The sequence below is a fragment of the Lewinellaceae bacterium genome (assembly GCA_020636105.1).
In the GTDB taxonomy this organism is placed as follows: domain Bacteria; phylum Bacteroidota; class Bacteroidia; order Chitinophagales; family Saprospiraceae; genus BCD1.
In genome coordinates this window covers 597,349-613,939 of the sequence record JACJYL010000001.1, presented here as the reverse complement: position 1 = coordinate 613,939, position 16,591 = coordinate 597,349, and the positions used below count along the sequence as shown (strand labels likewise).

Sequence of the window (16,591 nt, the reverse complement as noted above, 5' to 3'; positions counted from 1 at the left end):
GTACGAAATTGATAAAATATAAAATTAATACTACTTCGTTACAGCAGTTTTATTTGACTATTTCCAGGTTTTTTACCGCAATGCCATTCCTTGATTTAAAAGTAACCAAATATTTTCCGGCGGGCAACCCACTTACCACCATTGGTGTCTGAATGGAGCCCGTCACCTTGCGTAATAATTGTGACTGAAGCAAATTCCCATTTAGATTCCACAAGCTGATGGTAATATCGGATGTATAATCCATCTCCATCTCTATATTGGCAATATCTTTCACCGGGTTGGGATAAAGGGTAGCAGAAAATCCTTCCAGCTCATTGAGTTCTCTTGTGCTCGTGGTACAATTTCCTCCGGCGGTAGCCTCACACCAGCGGGCTTCAAATTCCTGGAGAAAAATGTTGGCTAAAGCAGCATCGTGAAAGATCAGCGTATTTTCATCGTTGCTGTTTTCCGCACTGGCTGACCAGTTATGAGATCCGGTCACCAATATAGGGTCGGAAGCAGGATTAGTAGCATCGATAACGCAGTATTTATGGTGCGTTTGAAACCCGGTGTTATCCGGGGAAACATTTACGCCATTGGCAAGCAGGTAAGGGTATTCTCCTCCCTGGTCATTGATATTGTCGATGATGCCCCGAACGTTTACCCCGCTGTTGTGAGCATTCAAGACGGCAGAACCCAGTTCATTGTTGGTAAAAGTCAAGATAGCGAACTGGAGGTCATCATTTGCGGTATTGACGGCATCCACAATACCAACCGTGGTATTATCGGATGGAGAAAAATAAGATTCAATTGTTACGCCGTTAACGTTGAATAAATGCGGCGTATTATCCGTTTTGTCCGGACCGAATTTAACGTTGAATATTCCAGGTGTTGCCCCGGAAGAACCCCACATTTCTTCGAATTCAAGGGTATAACATTTGGCAATGGTTTGATCCTGGATGAACACCATATTGTTAAAATCATCGGCCAGGTTATTGGGCGTCAGGTTGGTAGAACCCATGATAACCCATGATTGATCTTCAGAATCTGCATCGAATACAAAAAATTTATTGTGCATTAGCCCTTCGGTATTCCCCTTGATGATGGGAAAAGGAGGAGTTGGATCCTGGAGCCCTAAATTGCCTGTATCTGTATCGGTTACGTAACGAACCTGTATGCCATTGTTATAGGCTTCTGTCAGAGCTGCCACTATTGTCGGGCGTCCGTTATTGTACATAGCCACGTCGATAGAAGTAGTGGCGTGGTTGATCCTGTTGATGATGGCGGCATCCATTTCAGCGGGGGTTGTTCCATAAGGATGATTCCCGTCAGAAAAAGTACCATTGACTCCATGATTGAAATACACAAGCATAGTGCCTGATGAGTTGGAGGCTGTACTCACGAGCTTTTCGGTGGAATAAATGGTGGTGTTACCATTATTGGAAAAAGCCTGCACATAATAAAATTCAGCGGCATCCAGTCCGGAGAGGGCAACGGTATGGTTCGTGGTTGAGCCACCATTATCTACCTGATTTTCCATGGCAAGAGTCGTTCCATAACGCACCCCTGAGGTTCCAGTATTATTGGTTTGCCAACTCAGGGTGAATCCGTCACTGGTAATCGCCGACTGAACAAGGGGGGAAGTGATGTAAAAATCATCAGCTACCTCAATATCATCAGTTCCTCTGAGCAACAATTGGTAAAGCCCATTGAATTCTGAGCCTATTCCGGTTAAATTTACCGTGGCATTAGGAATGGGAGTACCTATTAACGGGTGAGTCGAGCGTACATATATTTCAGATGATTGCCCACCGGCACTAAAAGTGTAATTGCCTACGGAAAAAACACCGCCACCGTCGGCAAAAGTCACTCCATTTACTTTTAACAATTTAGATTCATTCTCCTCGTTGACGCCGTTAGGGGTAACCTCTAGCGGATCGGGAAGGGCATTGCCACTTGAAACGACCGTATATGAATTGATCGGGTCGATTTCCAACAAACCGTTATATGTTTTTAATACGCCGGTTAGGGTTACTATGTCTCCCTGTTGTACATTATTTGCAAAATTGGCAGCAGATCCGGTTCCCGGGTAGGCAGGGACAGCGCCTGTTTCATCCTGAATATAACGGATAACGCCCAGGCTGGGTCCGTTAGTGACTACGCCTTCGATAGTAACCGTCGTACCATCTCCCAAAGCACGGGCGTCCGCAATGGGAATCTGGGCATTCAGGGTTGTCATAGAAAATACAATGGCAATGGCCAGAAAAAATAATTTATTCATTTGTTGTATTGTTTAATTTATTTAATGGTTTGTTCAAGTTTTATAAATTGATTTGCAAAGACAAGGAACCTCTCCTGCCCTGCCCAAAATGCACTGAAGCTGATTTGGCATCAAAATCTGAAAAGGCAGGGGAATTGAAAGCATCATTGTTTCTTGCATCACTGATGTAGGTAGCATTGAGCAAGTTGAGGATATTGGCCCTTAAGTCACAATAAACCCCCTTAATTTTGAAGGAGTATCCAGCATGAAAATCAAAAAGCGTATAATTCGGAATTTGCCAGGAATCACGCCTTGCATCCTCACCTTTCAGGTTTTCCGGCTGAAACTCGGCAAAGTTTTTAGCAAAATAAGTGGCCTTCAGCTTGAAGTAGAGATTTTTGACTGGTTCATATCGCACCATTCCACCCAACTGGAATTGAGCAGCGTCCCCAACATGCACCCCGACGGCATCAAAGGTGTATTCATAAATGAGGTCATTGGGTAAAGTAACTGTAGCCGTTTCGCCTGAATTCCATATCCAGTCTCCGACAGAAGCCAATCCTTCGATCACCAGTTTTTTTAAAGGTTTATAGGCAAAATCCAGTTCTATTCCCCTATGCAAGGCGTCAATTCCCGGGATATTTACAGGAAATCTATCGGCATCAGGATCACTTGGATCTTCGGAGATCGTTGGCGGAGAATCCAAAGGTTTGTTGTTCCAGGAAGTATAATAGGAATTCAGGTTGGCGGAGAATTTGGAACTTGTAAAGCTGTAGCCCAGCTCAAAAGCCAGAATTTTTTCATTGTCATATTCCCGGAACTGTAATATTTCCGTTCCGGCAATATTGCTGTTGATCACATTATTGAATCGTTGAGCCTTAGAAAGGTAACCTGTATTGACAAATATGCTGTTGTTCACATTGAAATTATAACTTGCTCCGGCTTTAAAGGTAAATGACGGGATCTGGATCCAATCAATTTTTTGGTTATGAGCCTCGGGTGAATCCATGGAATAGGTGGTACCTCCGTATTCAACGTCGTGATTATAAGAAACGTAAAAAGTGGTATCTGCCAGGTTAACTTCCATGGGCTTCATGTAGTCTTCCATGCTATAAGCCGAAAGGGCCGTTGAGACATTTACAAAGGCTGAAATCCGGTCTTTTTTGTATTCCAGCAAACCGAAAAGACCTCCCCATCTTACGAAACCACTATAGTCATAACTGATTTTATCTCCTTCAACCAATTTGGTATTGAGCTGGTCAATCCTGTAATTGCCCGTTCCCCTGAAATAGGATCCTCCCAAAAGGTCGTAAACCGAGCGATAATGATCCCCTCGATAGTACCTGGCGTCAATTCCTCCCGACAAAGTAAAACTTTGCCCAAGATCATACCGTAAGGTAGACAGTATTCCATACCAGAAATGATCATTATTGCTGGCACGCAAAATATGTTCGGAGCGGTCGTCCGGTTTCGCAAAATTGGTGGATTGGTTATTTAGGATGGCCTGTTCCAGGTCAAACTGGGCACCGTCTTCCGTTCTTGGAATAGTTTGACCACCGTCAGCACTTGCTGCGGGAGATGCGCCGCCGCCCGTTCCAATGGATAGGTAAACGACGTTAGACCAGTAGAGTTTTTCAGAAGCCTGCCAGCTGTGTCGCAAACTGAACTGTGGTTTGTGATAGAAATTTTTTCGGGTATTGACTATTTTTCCGTCAATTAGGCCCCAGTGTTCACTGTAATGAAGCCCTTTGTCTTTAACGGGCATTTGGTCTATTGCAGATTCAGGAACGCCGAGTTCACGGGCATAATCGGCATCCACCAAGGCGATCTCCGCAGTAAATGGTCTTTGGCCGTGCTCCTGGGGAGCCCCAAATCCGGAAAAGCTCAAAAGGTGATTGCCCAGTTGTTTGTCAATCCGCAAATAATAAAAATAGCCTTTGGTAAAGTTCCCCTGAACCCATCCGTCGCCTTGTTTGTAGGAGCCAGCGGCGGAAATGCCCCATCCGTTTTTGAGCCGGCCGCTGGTCATGCCTATCGTGGATCTCAGGAATCCATGGTCTCCGACTTCCTGTTTGAATTTGAGGCTCTTTTTGGCATCAATGCCTTTAGTTAAAATATTTACCGTTCCGCCTACCGAAGGAACGGAAAGTTTGGAGGCTCCGAGTCCTCTCTGTACCTGCATGGTTTGAGTGACCAGGTCAAGGCCAAACCAGTTTGACCAGTAAACCCACCCGTTTTCCATATCATTTACCGGGATACCATCAAGCATTACGGCAATATTTCTCTGGTTAAATCCGCGGAGGGTAATCCGGGCGTCACCGTCCCCTCCACCGCTTTGGGTGGCATAGGCCCCGGGCGTTGAATTAAGGATCATAGGGATATCCTGGGCTGCCAATTCTTCATCCAGTTTCCGGGTAGGAATGTTGGAAAAAGCCACCGGAGTTTCCCTTTGCAGTGCAATGTCCGCGGTTACTACGATTTCTTTTAAAACAATACTGCTTTCCAGTTCAAAGTTTAATTCCCTGTCTCCGGTCACATCAATTTCCTGTTCCAGTGGTTCATACCCTACATAGGATACCACCAAAGTGTACTTTCCATTGTTCAGACTTAATTCATAGCGGCCATCAAAATCGGAAATGGCACCGCTCTGGTTAACATAAACGGTGGCCCCAACCAGTGGTTCCTTATTTCCGGCATCGGAAATGATCCCGCTGATGGTTGATTTTTGGGCAAAAGAAACCGTGCCCAGAAAAATAAGGCCAAGCAAAATCAAAAATGATTGTCTCATTTGTTAATTATTTTTCAATACTGACAGACAGTATTTGATCAGAAAATGTAGAGGTGTCTAGTTTGGAAAGCAGTCAAAAATGAGAAAAAGTGAACGAGTCTCAGGTAAAATAAAAACCAGCCCGGTTAAATTACGGGGCTGGTTTTTAGCATCATTTATTCAATGATCAGTTTTTGGATAGAGATCCGGTTTTCAGTAAAAACGAGTTTTACCATATACATACCGGTTTCGAGTACCTTCAGATTTACATCCGCGTAATTTTGTCCATGAGTAATCTGCTCCGTATAAACGTGTTGTCCCAACAGATTGTAGAATTCTACCCGTTGGATGGGTTGTTCCGCTTCCATGCTCAATATTCCGGAAGCGTTAGGGTTAGGGTACATTTTGAAGGGAACCTGGTTGATATCGTTGGTGGCGATCACCGGCCCGGTAATACAGCTCCATTCATCAGCCATTGGCTCAGTATTGCAAATGCTGTTATGGGTACCTAAAAACTGGAAGGCATTTTTATACCAGCTTTGCCATTCCTCACCAGTGAAAGTTCCTCCAAGGGAAAAAACAACATCGTTGAGTGAGGCTCTGCCACCGGCAATATCAAAATTCCTCACCAACGTGCGGTCTTTGGTGAGCCAATAGCCATCCGCATTTACCCATGCATCTTCTCCAATCGTGGCAGTCGGATCTTCTCCGATTACTCCGATCACGTCGATCAGGTTGGATCCATCCGCGGCTACTGACGTTCCTGTCAATAAGGCCATAGCGTCATTTCCATTAAAGTACATAACATTGTTGACATCATAATTGGGACATAAGAAAACATCAGCTTTGCACTGAAGATCATATTCTTCATGGTATTCGTCACCAAAAAGAGCATTTCCATCAAGATATTGAGGGCCAAAGATGACATTTCCGTCATTATCCAAAAGGGGAGCTCCAGTTACAGAATCAAAAAGCGTATCGATTAGGTTATAACCATTCCAGGCCGGTTTGTCCAGGTCGGAATTCCATAAAGTAGTATCAGTCAAATCCACCACAACCACATACACATCATTAGATTCAAGCATTACATCTGGCAATTGGATCACCTTGGTCGAGCCAGCGGTGGTAGCTCCGTTGCTAAAACGTGCAATAGAGTAACCAGAAAGGTTGATGGCTTCAGTGGTCGGATTGTAAATTTCCAGAGCTTTGTTATTCGCATAACCTTCAACATACTCGGAAAAGAATAATTGACTACATTGAGCCATTAAGTTGGAAGAAAAAAGAATCAGCGCGAAAAAAAGTAAAATTTTTTGCATATTAAATTGAATTGAGGTGATAAATTATTAAAATTGTTTTCTGGAGACGGTGCACAAAATTAATATAAAATCATCATTAATAGCTGATTCAGCTGTTAATTTTATGTAAAGTGTCTGCCAGTAAATACTTTCGCATTAATTGAATTAATCCTGTCCTTTAAGGAATCGTGTATTCGCTTTAGTAGTGTTTCCAGGAACCCAAGGACAATTCGAAAATAGAATGGAATGAACCCAAATTTAGATGCCGAAGGGGAATACCTTGACCAGGGAGATCAGCAGCTGGAAAAAACGCTGAGACCGAAGTCTCTGGTCGATTTCAGCGGTCAGCCCAAGATTGTGGAAAACCTAAAGGTTTTTATCGCTGCTGCCAATCAAAGAGAAGAGGCTTTGGATCACGTATTGCTCCATGGCCCACCGGGATTGGGTAAGACTACCCTCTCCCACATCATCTCCAATGAATTGGGCGCCAACCTTAAAATGACCTCGGGGCCGGTGCTCGAAAAACCCGGAGACCTCGCAGGTTTACTGACTAACCTTGATGAAGGGGATGTACTTTTTATCGATGAAATACATCGGCTCAATACCGTTGTGGAAGAATACCTGTATTCGGCTATGGAAGACTACCGGATCGATATTATGATCGACAGCGGGCCTAATGCGCGAAGTATTCAAATCTCCCTCAACCCGTTCACTTTGGTGGGCGCAACAACACGTATGGGATTGCTTACCGCTCCGATGCGTGCCCGGTTTGGGATCAATTGCCATCTCGATTATTACGACATAAAAATACTGGAAGGCATCATAAAAAGGTCCGCTGGTATTATTGATATTCCCATTTCAGATGAAGGCGCAGCAGAGATTGCCAGAAGAAGCCGAGGGACTCCGCGTATTGCCAATGCCCTATTGCGAAGAATACGCGATTTTGCCCAAATTAAAGGCGATGGTACCATCGATCTTAAAATTGCTCAATTCGGCCTCGAAGCCCTGAATGTGGATGAAGGTGGGCTGGATGAAATGGACAACAGAATTCTATCCTCGATTATCCATAAATTCAAAGGAGGTCCTGTGGGCCTCACCACCATTGCTACAGCAGTAGGGGAAGAACCGGGAACCATCGAGGAAGTTCATGAACCATTCCTGATTATGGAAGGATATATTCAGCGCACTCCCCGGGGAAGGGAAGCTACCGAAAAAGCCTATAAACACATTGGAGTGGTACCACCCGGAAGAGCAGGTACCTTGTTTGAGATCACTGAATAAAAAAAGTTCACCCCGAATGTTGACCTAAATCAACATTCGGGGTGAACTCAAATTATTTCTATTGATTCTATTCTAAAATAATTTTCCTGGAAATAACCTGGTTTCCTATTTTCAGCCTTACCACATAAAGGCCTGCCGGAAAATGACCTGAACGGTAAAATTCGAAACCATTTGTCCCTTGTTGCAGAGAACCGTCGTGTAAAACACTTACCGTCTTTCCTTGTAAATCAGTAATTGAAAGTTGCGCAGAAGGGGTAAATTCAGGCATTTCAAAGGATATGTTTGCATGGTCTTTAATCATATTTGGGGAAATGATAAAGGCGGATTCATCTATTCCAGGGAGCTGTATTCCATTGACCACTTCATACTCCACATCACTATCCTTATTGGCATTAACAAACTTATAAGTCTCGCCTTCTTTTTTCCAGATAATACTTACAATTTCTAAATTCGAAGGCGTATAACTATCCTTTGGAATGGAAAACTGATAATCAAATGAAGTTCCTGCAGCGATGGATCCATTAGCCAAAAGGGTTCCGAAAGTATTTCCTGTGAAGGAGAGCCTGAGGACATTCAGATGCTGGGCATTATTTCCAAGGGAAGCTTGTTGATGAATGACTTGTTTTTCAACAAGATAGATGCCCATGTAATAGGCTCCGTCTGCAGCATCGAAAAACGTAGTTCTGGTATTGCAATAGAGCATGTTATCATCCCGGTAGGTGGCATTAAGTCCTGTCTGTGCAAGGGGACTCATGCTGGCTTCAAGATTTACTTTTTCCTGGATAGACTCCCGGGCAGCAGCAGTTGTATTGGAGAGTACATTTTGATCCACCCCATTGAGGATGAATCGAGGCTGGGAGACCGCTCCATAGTTGGTGGTAAGGGCGCTGGCCGTCTGATTTTGTAATCCTCCGCTATAATGAATTGCGAAAACTACCGCCTTTGCACTGTTGTCGGTATTGAGGTCATGAAAAAAGTCCCATCCCCAAGTGCCACAATAAGGACACCAATCGGCAGTGACCTTGTTGATTAATGACATTTGGGTTTGTGGAACCTCTATTTCCTGAGCACTGACAAACGTGATGGCAAAGGCAAAAAAGGCAAGTGTAAGGAATCTTTTTTTCATAATGGGTGGAAATATGATGAGGCAGGTTGCCCTAACCTCAAAGGTTAGCAATGATTTTTTACAAATATGATGGAATATTTATGAAAATTCCATAAAAATTGGTGATTGAGTGATGAATTAGAAGGATTTGTTGTTGATCTGGTCATTCACCTTATAACAAACAAATAAAATATAAAAAGGTTATCAGGCCTTCTGGAAAAAAGCTGCAACAATATGTTTTGTTGTTTGCTCCCTGATCTTAAATCGTTCATCGGCCCGGTGTGAGATCACCCAAATGATCTCTCCGTTCCCATTTTCCAGGATAAGAACCTTTTCTTTTTCAAAAACAGATAATTTGGCGTCGACAAAAAGATCTTTCAATTTTTTGTTCTGTCCGTCCATACCAATAGGCTGAAATACATCTCCCGGGGTCCAGGGCCTTATTCGCAGTGGAAATTTTAATGAAGAGTAATCAAGGTAAGCGAAATTGGGATCCGAAGAAAAACGGTCCGGCCTCCCCTCTTTTAGATCCAATAACAGCACCCCGGTTTCAAGTTCGATCCTGTTGTCTTCTTTTTGAATAAAATGTTTGACTACTTTTTCTTCCTCAGAAAGTGGTTCTATCATTAGATTTTCCCGATTCAAAAGCATGCGATGGGTTTTGGAAAAGAAAATGGCTCCTGTGTTCGTTTGGGCATCCAAAACCTGGTCGGTTTGATCAGGGTGAAACCCAAAGTCCTTTACCATTTCGTACAGCAAGATTCCGAAACCGGGTGATTTTTTTAACCCGGTGAGGTCGATCTGAACCTGTTCTCCCTTTTGCTCCCACAATGCTGATTTAAAATGCTGGAGCGAAAAATTGAACAAACTTTCGGCATCCTGAATGCGCTGAATGGTTTTTGCGGCGGAGGCTTCAAACGAAGGGTTGATGTTTTTTAAGGCAGGGATTACCTCCAGCCTGATTTGGTTTCGGGCATATTTTTTTTCTGCATTTGAAGCGTCTTCCCGATAGGAAATTTGATAAGCTTCAGCAAATTTTTCAATAGCTTCACGGGTGGCAAATAACAAAGGACGAACCTTGTTTTCATTTTTTACAGGGATTCCGTGTAACCCCCTGATGCCACACCCCTTGGTGAAATTCAACAAAAAAGTCTCGATGGAATCATTCAAATGATGGGCAGTGGCGATATAATCATACCCCAGCATAATGCTCACTTCGTTAAACCATTCATACCGCAGGTCACGTGCTGCCATCTGGATGGAAATACCCCGTTCTTCAGCCACTTTACGCGTATTGAATGAAACGGATAAAAAAGGGATATCCAGTTTTTTTCCCAATTGCCGGCAAAAATCTTCATCGATATCTGACTCGGCGCCCCTGAGCATGAAATTGCAATGGGCAATCGCGGTTTCAAAACCGGCAAGCTTGAAAAGATGGGCCATAACGACTGAATCTACCCCCCCGCTTACCGCAAGAAGTATCCGGTTCTCCTTTGAGAACAATTCGTTTTCCAGAATATAGGATTTGAATCTTTCAAGCATATTGGTCTTTATTTTTCAAAAATTCATTTTCTCCTTACCATCGGCACATCCTTCATGACTAATTGAGCGGTCCTGGCACTTCTTTCTTCGATGAGGATGATCTTGCCGCTTTTAAGACTTTCAAGAATTCCCCCATGATAATGACGAACCGTAACCAATTCCAGGCCACGGTCGAGTACCACCTTAAAATTTCCCTGGATCTTTTCCACAAACTGATCGACTTTTCCATCCTTATCATGTACACATATCATAAAACTGATGGCTGTATTTTGCATGAGGTTGACCTGAATGTGTAAGGTGGCCAATAAGCTGAAAATAAAGCTCAAATGGTGTTCGGCGACAAAAGAAAAATCAAGGGTCGATAATTGAAGCAGGGCCTGGTTTTGCTCTACTGCAACAAGTGGAGGATACGTATCTTCAATATCGTCAGAAATAAGCGTCCCTTCATCATTTGGGTCAATAAATGATTTTACATACATGGGAATACTCTTGTTTTGCAACGGTTTGATCGTTTTGGGGTGGATCACTTTTGCCCCGTAATAAGTCATTTCAATAGCTTCTTTATAGGACATTCTGTCGAGTTTGGTCACATTATCAAAAAGCCGGGGGTCTGCTGTGAGCACGCCTGGAACATCCTTCCAGATAGACATGCTTTCTGCATTCAGGCAATAGGCGAAAATCGCTGCGGAATAATCAGAGCCTTCCCTGCCCAGGGTGGTAGAAAAATTCTCGGAAGTACACCCGATAAATCCCTGGCTGATGACAAAATGATTTTCATCAAACATGGGTCTGACCAGTTTGTCACAACGGCTCTGTGTTTCGTCCCAAAGAACCGTGGCGGAACGGTAAATATTATCGGTAATAATGACGTCTCGCGCATCCAGAAAACGAATATTGAATCCTGATTCGTTCAGGAAAGCATAAACAATGCTACTACTGAGTATTTCTCCTATGGAAACGATTTGGTCGTAAATAAAGTCATATGAGTCTACGGGTTCCTCTTCCAGGATCCATTCGATCTCCACAAAAATATCGTTTAGAGTGGTGTAAATTTCATGCTCTTCATCAAAAAGCTCATTACAGGTTTCGTAATGGTGTTTTTTAATGCCTTCCAGTAGTTCCACGGTTTTGCCATCTTTGGCCAAATAGGAAGCGACCACCTGTTCCAGTTGATTGGTGATGCCTTTCATGGCTGAAACCACAATGAATAAAGGAGACCCTTTGTACCTTTTTAAAATGTGGGCCACATCCCTGATAGAAGTTACATTTTGTAAGGAGGCTCCGCCGAATTTAAAGACCTTAACGTTGTTAGTGTTCATTTTAAAACCTGGATATTTTTTTTTGCCATGCAGCAGATTAAAAATTAATGTTCAATTTTTTTAGCGTATTCAATAAAGAAATTTAAGGATTCAGGATTCCGCATTGCATCCTGGTTCGCGGCTTTCCCTATCTCCATGCCCAATAGTATTTTTTTAACAGGTGCTTCAAGTTTTTTACCGCTGATGGTAAACGGAATTTCTTTGATCTCAATGATTTCATCCGGCACATGTCGTGGCGAATATTCATTTTTGAGTTGTGTTTTAATTTTTTTGACCAGAGCTTCATCCAGTTTTTCTCCGGGTTCCAACACCACAAAAAGAGGCATGAAATGTCTTCCTCCGCTTAATTCAAGATTGACAATGATGCTGTCCTGGATCTCTTCTATCTTATTCACACCGCTATAAATTTCACTGGTTCCGATCCTCACCCCCTGTCGGTTGAGTGTGGCATCGGAACGACCATAAATGACCAGGGAACCTCGGTCGGTAATTCGGACCCAATCCCCATGTCTCCATACGCCCTGGTAATCTTCAAAATAACTACTCAGATAACGTTTATTTCCTTCATCATTCCAAAAGAAAACCGGCATGGAAGGCATGGGTTTTGTGATGACCATCTCCCCTACTTCATCCAGTATTTCCTGTCCGCTTTCGTCCCATGAATACAACGCACAACCTAACCCGCGGCATTGAATTTCACCAAGAAAAACGGGCTCCAGCGGGTTGCTTCCCACAAATGCGGTGCAAACATCGGTACCTCCGCTCATAGAACAAAGCCAAAGGTCTTTTTTTATTTTTTTATATACGTAATCAAAGGCTTCCGGCGGCAATGGAGCACCGGTTGAACCAATCGACCTTAATTCGCTGAGGTCGTTGAGTTTACCCGGGTTGATTCCCTTTTTCATACAAGCGACCAAAAATGGGGCACTGGTCCCAAAATGATTGATTCCGGCAACTTCTGAAAAGGTCCATAATTCATTAAGGTCAGGGTATCCCGGACTGCCGTCATACAATACGGCTGTTGCTCCGGCAAGGAGTGAGGCCTGTACGAAATTCCACATCATCCAGCCTGTGGTGGCAAACCAAAAAAAGCGTTCCCCTTTTTTTACATCATTTTGAAGATACAGGTATTTAAGATGTTCGAGCAATACTCCTCCTTGTGAATGAGTAATGGCTTTGGGAATTCCGGTTGTCCCTGAAGAGTAAAGCACCCATATGGGATGATCAAAAGGAACTGCTTCAAAGGTCAAAGAAGCATCAGGCTCCCTTTGTGTCTCGGCCCAGTGAATGGCTTTTGGAAAAAGGGCAATGCTTGTTTCCTTATTGAGATAAGGGAGCATAACCACTTGTTCCAGCGTGGGCAGGTGGGCTATTAATTCCTTCACTTCTGCCGACCGGTCAAAGGGTTTGCCTCCGTATTGATATCCGTCAACCGTAAACAGTATTTTAGGTTCAATTTGCAGAAAACGATCCACCACACTTTTTACGCCAAAATCAGGCGAGCAACTGGACCAGATCGCTCCAAGCGAACAGGTAGCAAGGAAGGCGACGGTAGCTTCAGCAATATTGGGCAAATAGGCTACAACGGTATCTCCTTTGCTTACCCCCTGGTCTGTAAGCCATTTTCGGAGGGAGGTTACCTGCGCATGTAGGGTACTCCAGGAAATTTCAGTAACATCTGTTTGCTCGGATTTGAATATCAGGGCTGGGTGATTTTCATTTTGTTGAAGGAAAATATGCTCGGCATAGTTGAGGGTGCTGCCTTCAAACCATTTGGCTCCGGGCATTTGATGGGCAGACAAAACCCTGGTATAGGGAGTAAAGGAACGTACCTCGAAATATTGCCAGATGCTTTCCCAAAAATCTTCCAGGTGATCTACCGACCATTTCCAAAGTTCGGAATAATCAGGAAATTTCAGCCCCCGTTTAACGAAGAGCCACTCCATGTAATGAGTTAAATTTGAATTGTTTATGAAGGCCGGTGAGGGCTTCCACAATTGTTCGGGAGTATTTTTGTTCATAATTAACATAATTTGGAATGGAAAAACAAAATCTTGCTTCAGCTGGAAAAGGCGAAACATTTCTAAAAAAAGGATAAGAAGAAATCCCGACGTCCTCTTTCATTACATCGATACCATTTCATGCCATAAACTTCAAACCAATCCGGCACATTTTGCCCAAAATTAAACTTTTGATGCTTATCTTTGTGCACTTTTTAGTTGAATTCTGAAAGTAATTAAAATCAGCCATTAAATATCATCCGTTTTCATTAGAAAACAACGGTATGAAATCTGGTTTGATGTTTCTTTGTTTATTTTAGTGATTCAAAAATCATAAAAAGAAAATTCTAACTGAATTTAATTTTACTATCTCAAAGCCAAAATTTGACACAAAGGTCAGCAAGAAAATTATGATTGAATTTTTCTAGATAAATAGAAATTATGTCAGCAATACTTCAATTTGACGAGCATCTCTTCCAGATCATCAACGGCCACTGGCACAATGATTTAATGGACTATATAATGCCTTTATGGCGGGACAAAAAATTTTGGATTCCGGCCTATATAATCGGGGCCGGGTACCTTGTATGGAAATACAAGTTGAGAAGTATTTTTTTCATCCTGTCGATTTTATTAACCGTTGCAGTGGCTGATGCTATGAGTAGCAAGCTGATAAAAAAAACGGTTCAGCGCCCGCGGCCATGCCGCAACGAAGCCCTTGCACAAGACTTACAATTATTAGTACCTTGTGGAGGGGGGTACAGTTTTACCTCTTCCCATGCTACCAACCATTTTGCCTTAGCGGTGTTTTTAATAACGCTTTTTGGCGGAATGCGCAGAAGATGGAAATACCTATTGTTGTTTTGGGCCGGTAGCATTGCATTCGGGCAGGTCTATGTAGGGGTACACTACCCTTTTGATGTCCTTGCCGGGGCTATTTTAGGGAGTGTAATCGGTTTTGTCATGGCAAAATTATTATTGACCACCAAACTCGGCCAAAAATTGCTATTTGGAGGATCTGGAAAAAGAAAGTCTGTCGTTTAAATAATATTTAATGGAGATCTGGGAATATTTTTTGTTGTTTTTATCTGTAATCGTCGGAGGGGGCATTGGTTTTTTTTTTCAGAATGACACCAAACAACGGTTAAGGCTGCTGCTTTCATTCAGTGGAGCTTATATACTGGGCATAACAGTATTGCATATTTTACCGGGGGTATATGCTGCCATTAATTCCTCTACTAGTATGTGGATATTGGGAGGTTTTTTCATACAACTGCTCCTCGAACAACTTTCCCAGGGGGTTGAACACGGCCACATTCATGCTCATAAGAACGCCGATCGTATCTTTGCCTTTCAAATTTTACTGGGGCTTTGCCTTCATGCATTCCTCGAAGGAGTTCCGTTAAGTAATTATCAGATACTGGAGCATAACCATGGGGAATATGAAAGTGAATTCAACCATTTGCTATTTGGAATAGTGCTGCACAAAGCACCGGCAGCCTTCGCCCTTACCGTACTGCTATTAAAATCAGGTATGAAAACAGCCTTTACGGTGGGATGTATCCTGTTTTTTTCTACCATGTCACCTTTGGGGGCTTTTTTGTCAGCCCAACTGGCTCCCGGGACGGTTATTCTTCAAAATGCCCTGGCCCTGGTAGCCGGTTCTTTCCTTCATATCTCGACCACTATTTTGTTTGAATCGGACAATTCCAACCACCATCACATTTCATGGTTAAAAATGGGGGTAATTGTTTTGGGGCTGGCAGCGGCTTTGCTCACCATGTAGAACCGCTTTTAAAAACAGGCTGCCCGAAGATTCTTTAATTTATCTTCGCCCATGGCCCGGGCCAATTCTATGTTGCGTAAGGGGATTCCTTCAGGGTCAGGATGATGCTCCAGCGCTTTATCAAGACTTTCTTCCCTAAGGAGGTGCAGCATCGGGTAAGGAGATCTGTTGGTATAATTGGCCGGATCCTCCGCAGGAACCCCGGCAAAACAATAGTCAGGATGGAAACTGGCCAGCTGATAAATGCCCTCATAGCCCTGATCAGCCAAAAGATCGTTCGCCAGATCCAGCAGGTAAAGAAAATAATCAAATTTCTCAAACCCTTCCGGTAAGATCAACAGGGTTGTTTCTACGGTTTTATCGGCTTCGAGCAGGTCGCATTCCAGGATCAGCGATTCAAGGCAGTGTTCAATGGAGCCTTTTAAAATGCTGAAACGAATCGTCCCACGGTCAAATTCCCACCTGGCAAAAGGACAAAAATTGAGTCCAATAATGACCGTTTGGACCCAATTTTTGGTTTGAGCAATATATTTTTCCACGGGCATTATTTCATATTTGCCATTTTCTCCAAATACATTTTACGAATCTCTTCCATCAATTTCAGGTTGGAATTGGGTTTGAAAATACGTAAAGCATCCTGAATCCCCCCATTCATATAAAAGGTGACCAGGGCTACGTCATAATTTCTGTCGCTGATATTGTTTTTGATCTTTCCCGTCATTTTTCGGAAGACTTCCCAATTTAAGCGACTGGGAATCAGTGCGAAACTTACGTCGGGTTGATTCAGATCATTGTATACCCCCTCTCCTATTTCGTTAAGCACATAAAACTTTTTGACCTTGATCAAAACAGTCTCATCCTTAAATTTTGCCCAGGCTTTGGCAAATTTGTAGCCTTCATCGGCAAAGGCTTTCTGGACGGTGGCGATATCTTCGAATTTTTCGAATCCTTTCACGCGGATGCCGTGGAATTCCTTATTACCAACATACATAATGGCTGAACTGGCACTAAAATTGATATCAAGGTATTTATTTAGTTTTGCTGAGGTGCGCAGAATGCTCTCCCAGGTGTAGAGTTTTTTGGTCATAAATATAACCGAACGAGGTTTTGAATACTCTTTCATGGCTTCGGCATAATAACCGGGAAAAGGATGATTAATCTCTACAACAAAGGTGCCCGGCATAATGCTGTGGGACAAGGTATGTACGTTTTCTTCTTTAATGACATACCCGCTGACTTCGAATTGTTTGGACATGG

The 16,591-nt window shown here is 43.1% G+C and carries 12 protein-coding genes; 3 read left to right on the top strand and 9 right to left on the bottom strand.

Features of this window, described 5'->3' with window-relative positions; genetic code table 11:
- Positions 1 to 49: 49 nt before the first annotated feature.
- From H6571_02185 to H6571_02175, 3 genes are all read right to left on the bottom strand, one after another.
- Positions 50 to 2,260 carry a T9SS type A sorting domain-containing protein gene (locus H6571_02185; protein MCB9322526.1) on the bottom strand — a complete coding sequence of 737 codons (2,211 nt, stop codon included), beginning with the start codon at positions 2,258 to 2,260 and terminating at the stop codon, positions 50 to 52.
- 40 nt (positions 2,261 to 2,300) lie between these two features.
- Positions 2,301 to 5,027: a TonB-dependent receptor gene (locus tag H6571_02180; GenBank protein ID MCB9322525.1), complete on the bottom strand. Its 2,727-nt coding sequence runs from the start codon at positions 5,025 to 5,027 to the stop codon at positions 2,301 to 2,303.
- Between the two features lie 155 nt (positions 5,028 to 5,182).
- Positions 5,183 to 6,322: a lamin tail domain-containing protein gene (locus H6571_02175; GenBank protein MCB9322524.1), complete on the bottom strand. Its 1,140-nt coding sequence runs from the start codon at positions 6,320 to 6,322 to the stop codon at positions 5,183 to 5,185.
- Between the two features lie 225 nt (positions 6,323 to 6,547).
- On the opposite strand from H6571_02175, the gene ruvB reads away from it, so the two are divergent.
- Positions 6,548 to 7,582, top strand: coding sequence for a Holliday junction branch migration DNA helicase RuvB (gene ruvB / locus H6571_02170; GenBank protein MCB9322523.1), 1,035 nt, complete (start codon positions 6,548 to 6,550; stop codon positions 7,580 to 7,582).
- A 67-nt stretch (positions 7,583 to 7,649) separates the two neighbouring features.
- Here the strand turns inward: ruvB and H6571_02165 are convergent, their stop codons facing one another.
- The 4 genes from H6571_02165 to H6571_02150 form a co-directional block, all read right to left on the bottom strand.
- Positions 7,650 to 8,708 (bottom strand): Omp28-related outer membrane protein, encoded by a 1,059-nt coding sequence (locus H6571_02165; GenBank protein ID MCB9322522.1) that lies wholly within the window; start codon positions 8,706 to 8,708, stop codon positions 7,650 to 7,652.
- A 183-nt stretch (positions 8,709 to 8,891) separates the two neighbouring features.
- Positions 8,892 to 10,229: a tRNA lysidine(34) synthetase TilS gene (gene tilS / locus H6571_02160; GenBank protein ID MCB9322521.1), complete on the bottom strand. Its 1,338-nt coding sequence runs from the start codon at positions 10,227 to 10,229 to the stop codon at positions 8,892 to 8,894.
- Positions 10,230 to 10,252: 23 nt separating this feature from the next.
- Positions 10,253 to 11,548: an aspartate kinase gene (locus H6571_02155; GenBank protein ID MCB9322520.1), complete on the bottom strand. Its 1,296-nt coding sequence runs from the start codon at positions 11,546 to 11,548 to the stop codon at positions 10,253 to 10,255.
- Between the two features lie 44 nt (positions 11,549 to 11,592).
- A complete protein-coding gene (locus H6571_02150) occupies positions 11,593 to 13,578 on the bottom strand; it encodes an acetoacetate--CoA ligase (GenBank protein ID MCB9322519.1) in 1,986 nt (661 codons plus the stop codon).
- A 411-nt stretch (positions 13,579 to 13,989) separates the two neighbouring features.
- Between H6571_02150 and H6571_02145 the strand changes: the two genes are divergently transcribed.
- Complete coding sequence (locus H6571_02145; GenBank protein ID MCB9322518.1) at positions 13,990 to 14,592, top strand: phosphatase PAP2 family protein; 603 nt, start codon at positions 13,990 to 13,992, stop codon at positions 14,590 to 14,592.
- Between the two features lie 10 nt (positions 14,593 to 14,602).
- Positions 14,603 to 15,334 carry a ZIP family metal transporter gene (locus H6571_02140; GenBank protein MCB9322517.1) on the top strand — a complete coding sequence of 244 codons (732 nt, stop codon included), beginning with the start codon at positions 14,603 to 14,605 and terminating at the stop codon, positions 15,332 to 15,334.
- A gap of 8 nt (positions 15,335 to 15,342) precedes the next feature.
- On the opposite strand, the gene H6571_02135 is transcribed toward H6571_02140, so the two are convergent.
- Positions 15,343 to 15,879, bottom strand: a complete 537-nt coding sequence (locus H6571_02135; protein MCB9322516.1) for a DUF1415 domain-containing protein — start codon at positions 15,877 to 15,879, stop codon at positions 15,343 to 15,345.
- Complete coding sequence (locus tag H6571_02130; GenBank protein ID MCB9322515.1) at positions 15,879 to 16,589, bottom strand: hypothetical protein; 711 nt, start codon at positions 16,587 to 16,589, stop codon at positions 15,879 to 15,881. Before H6571_02130 ends, H6571_02135 begins: the two co-directional genes overlap by 1 nt.
- Positions 16,590 to 16,591 lie beyond the last annotated feature (2 nt).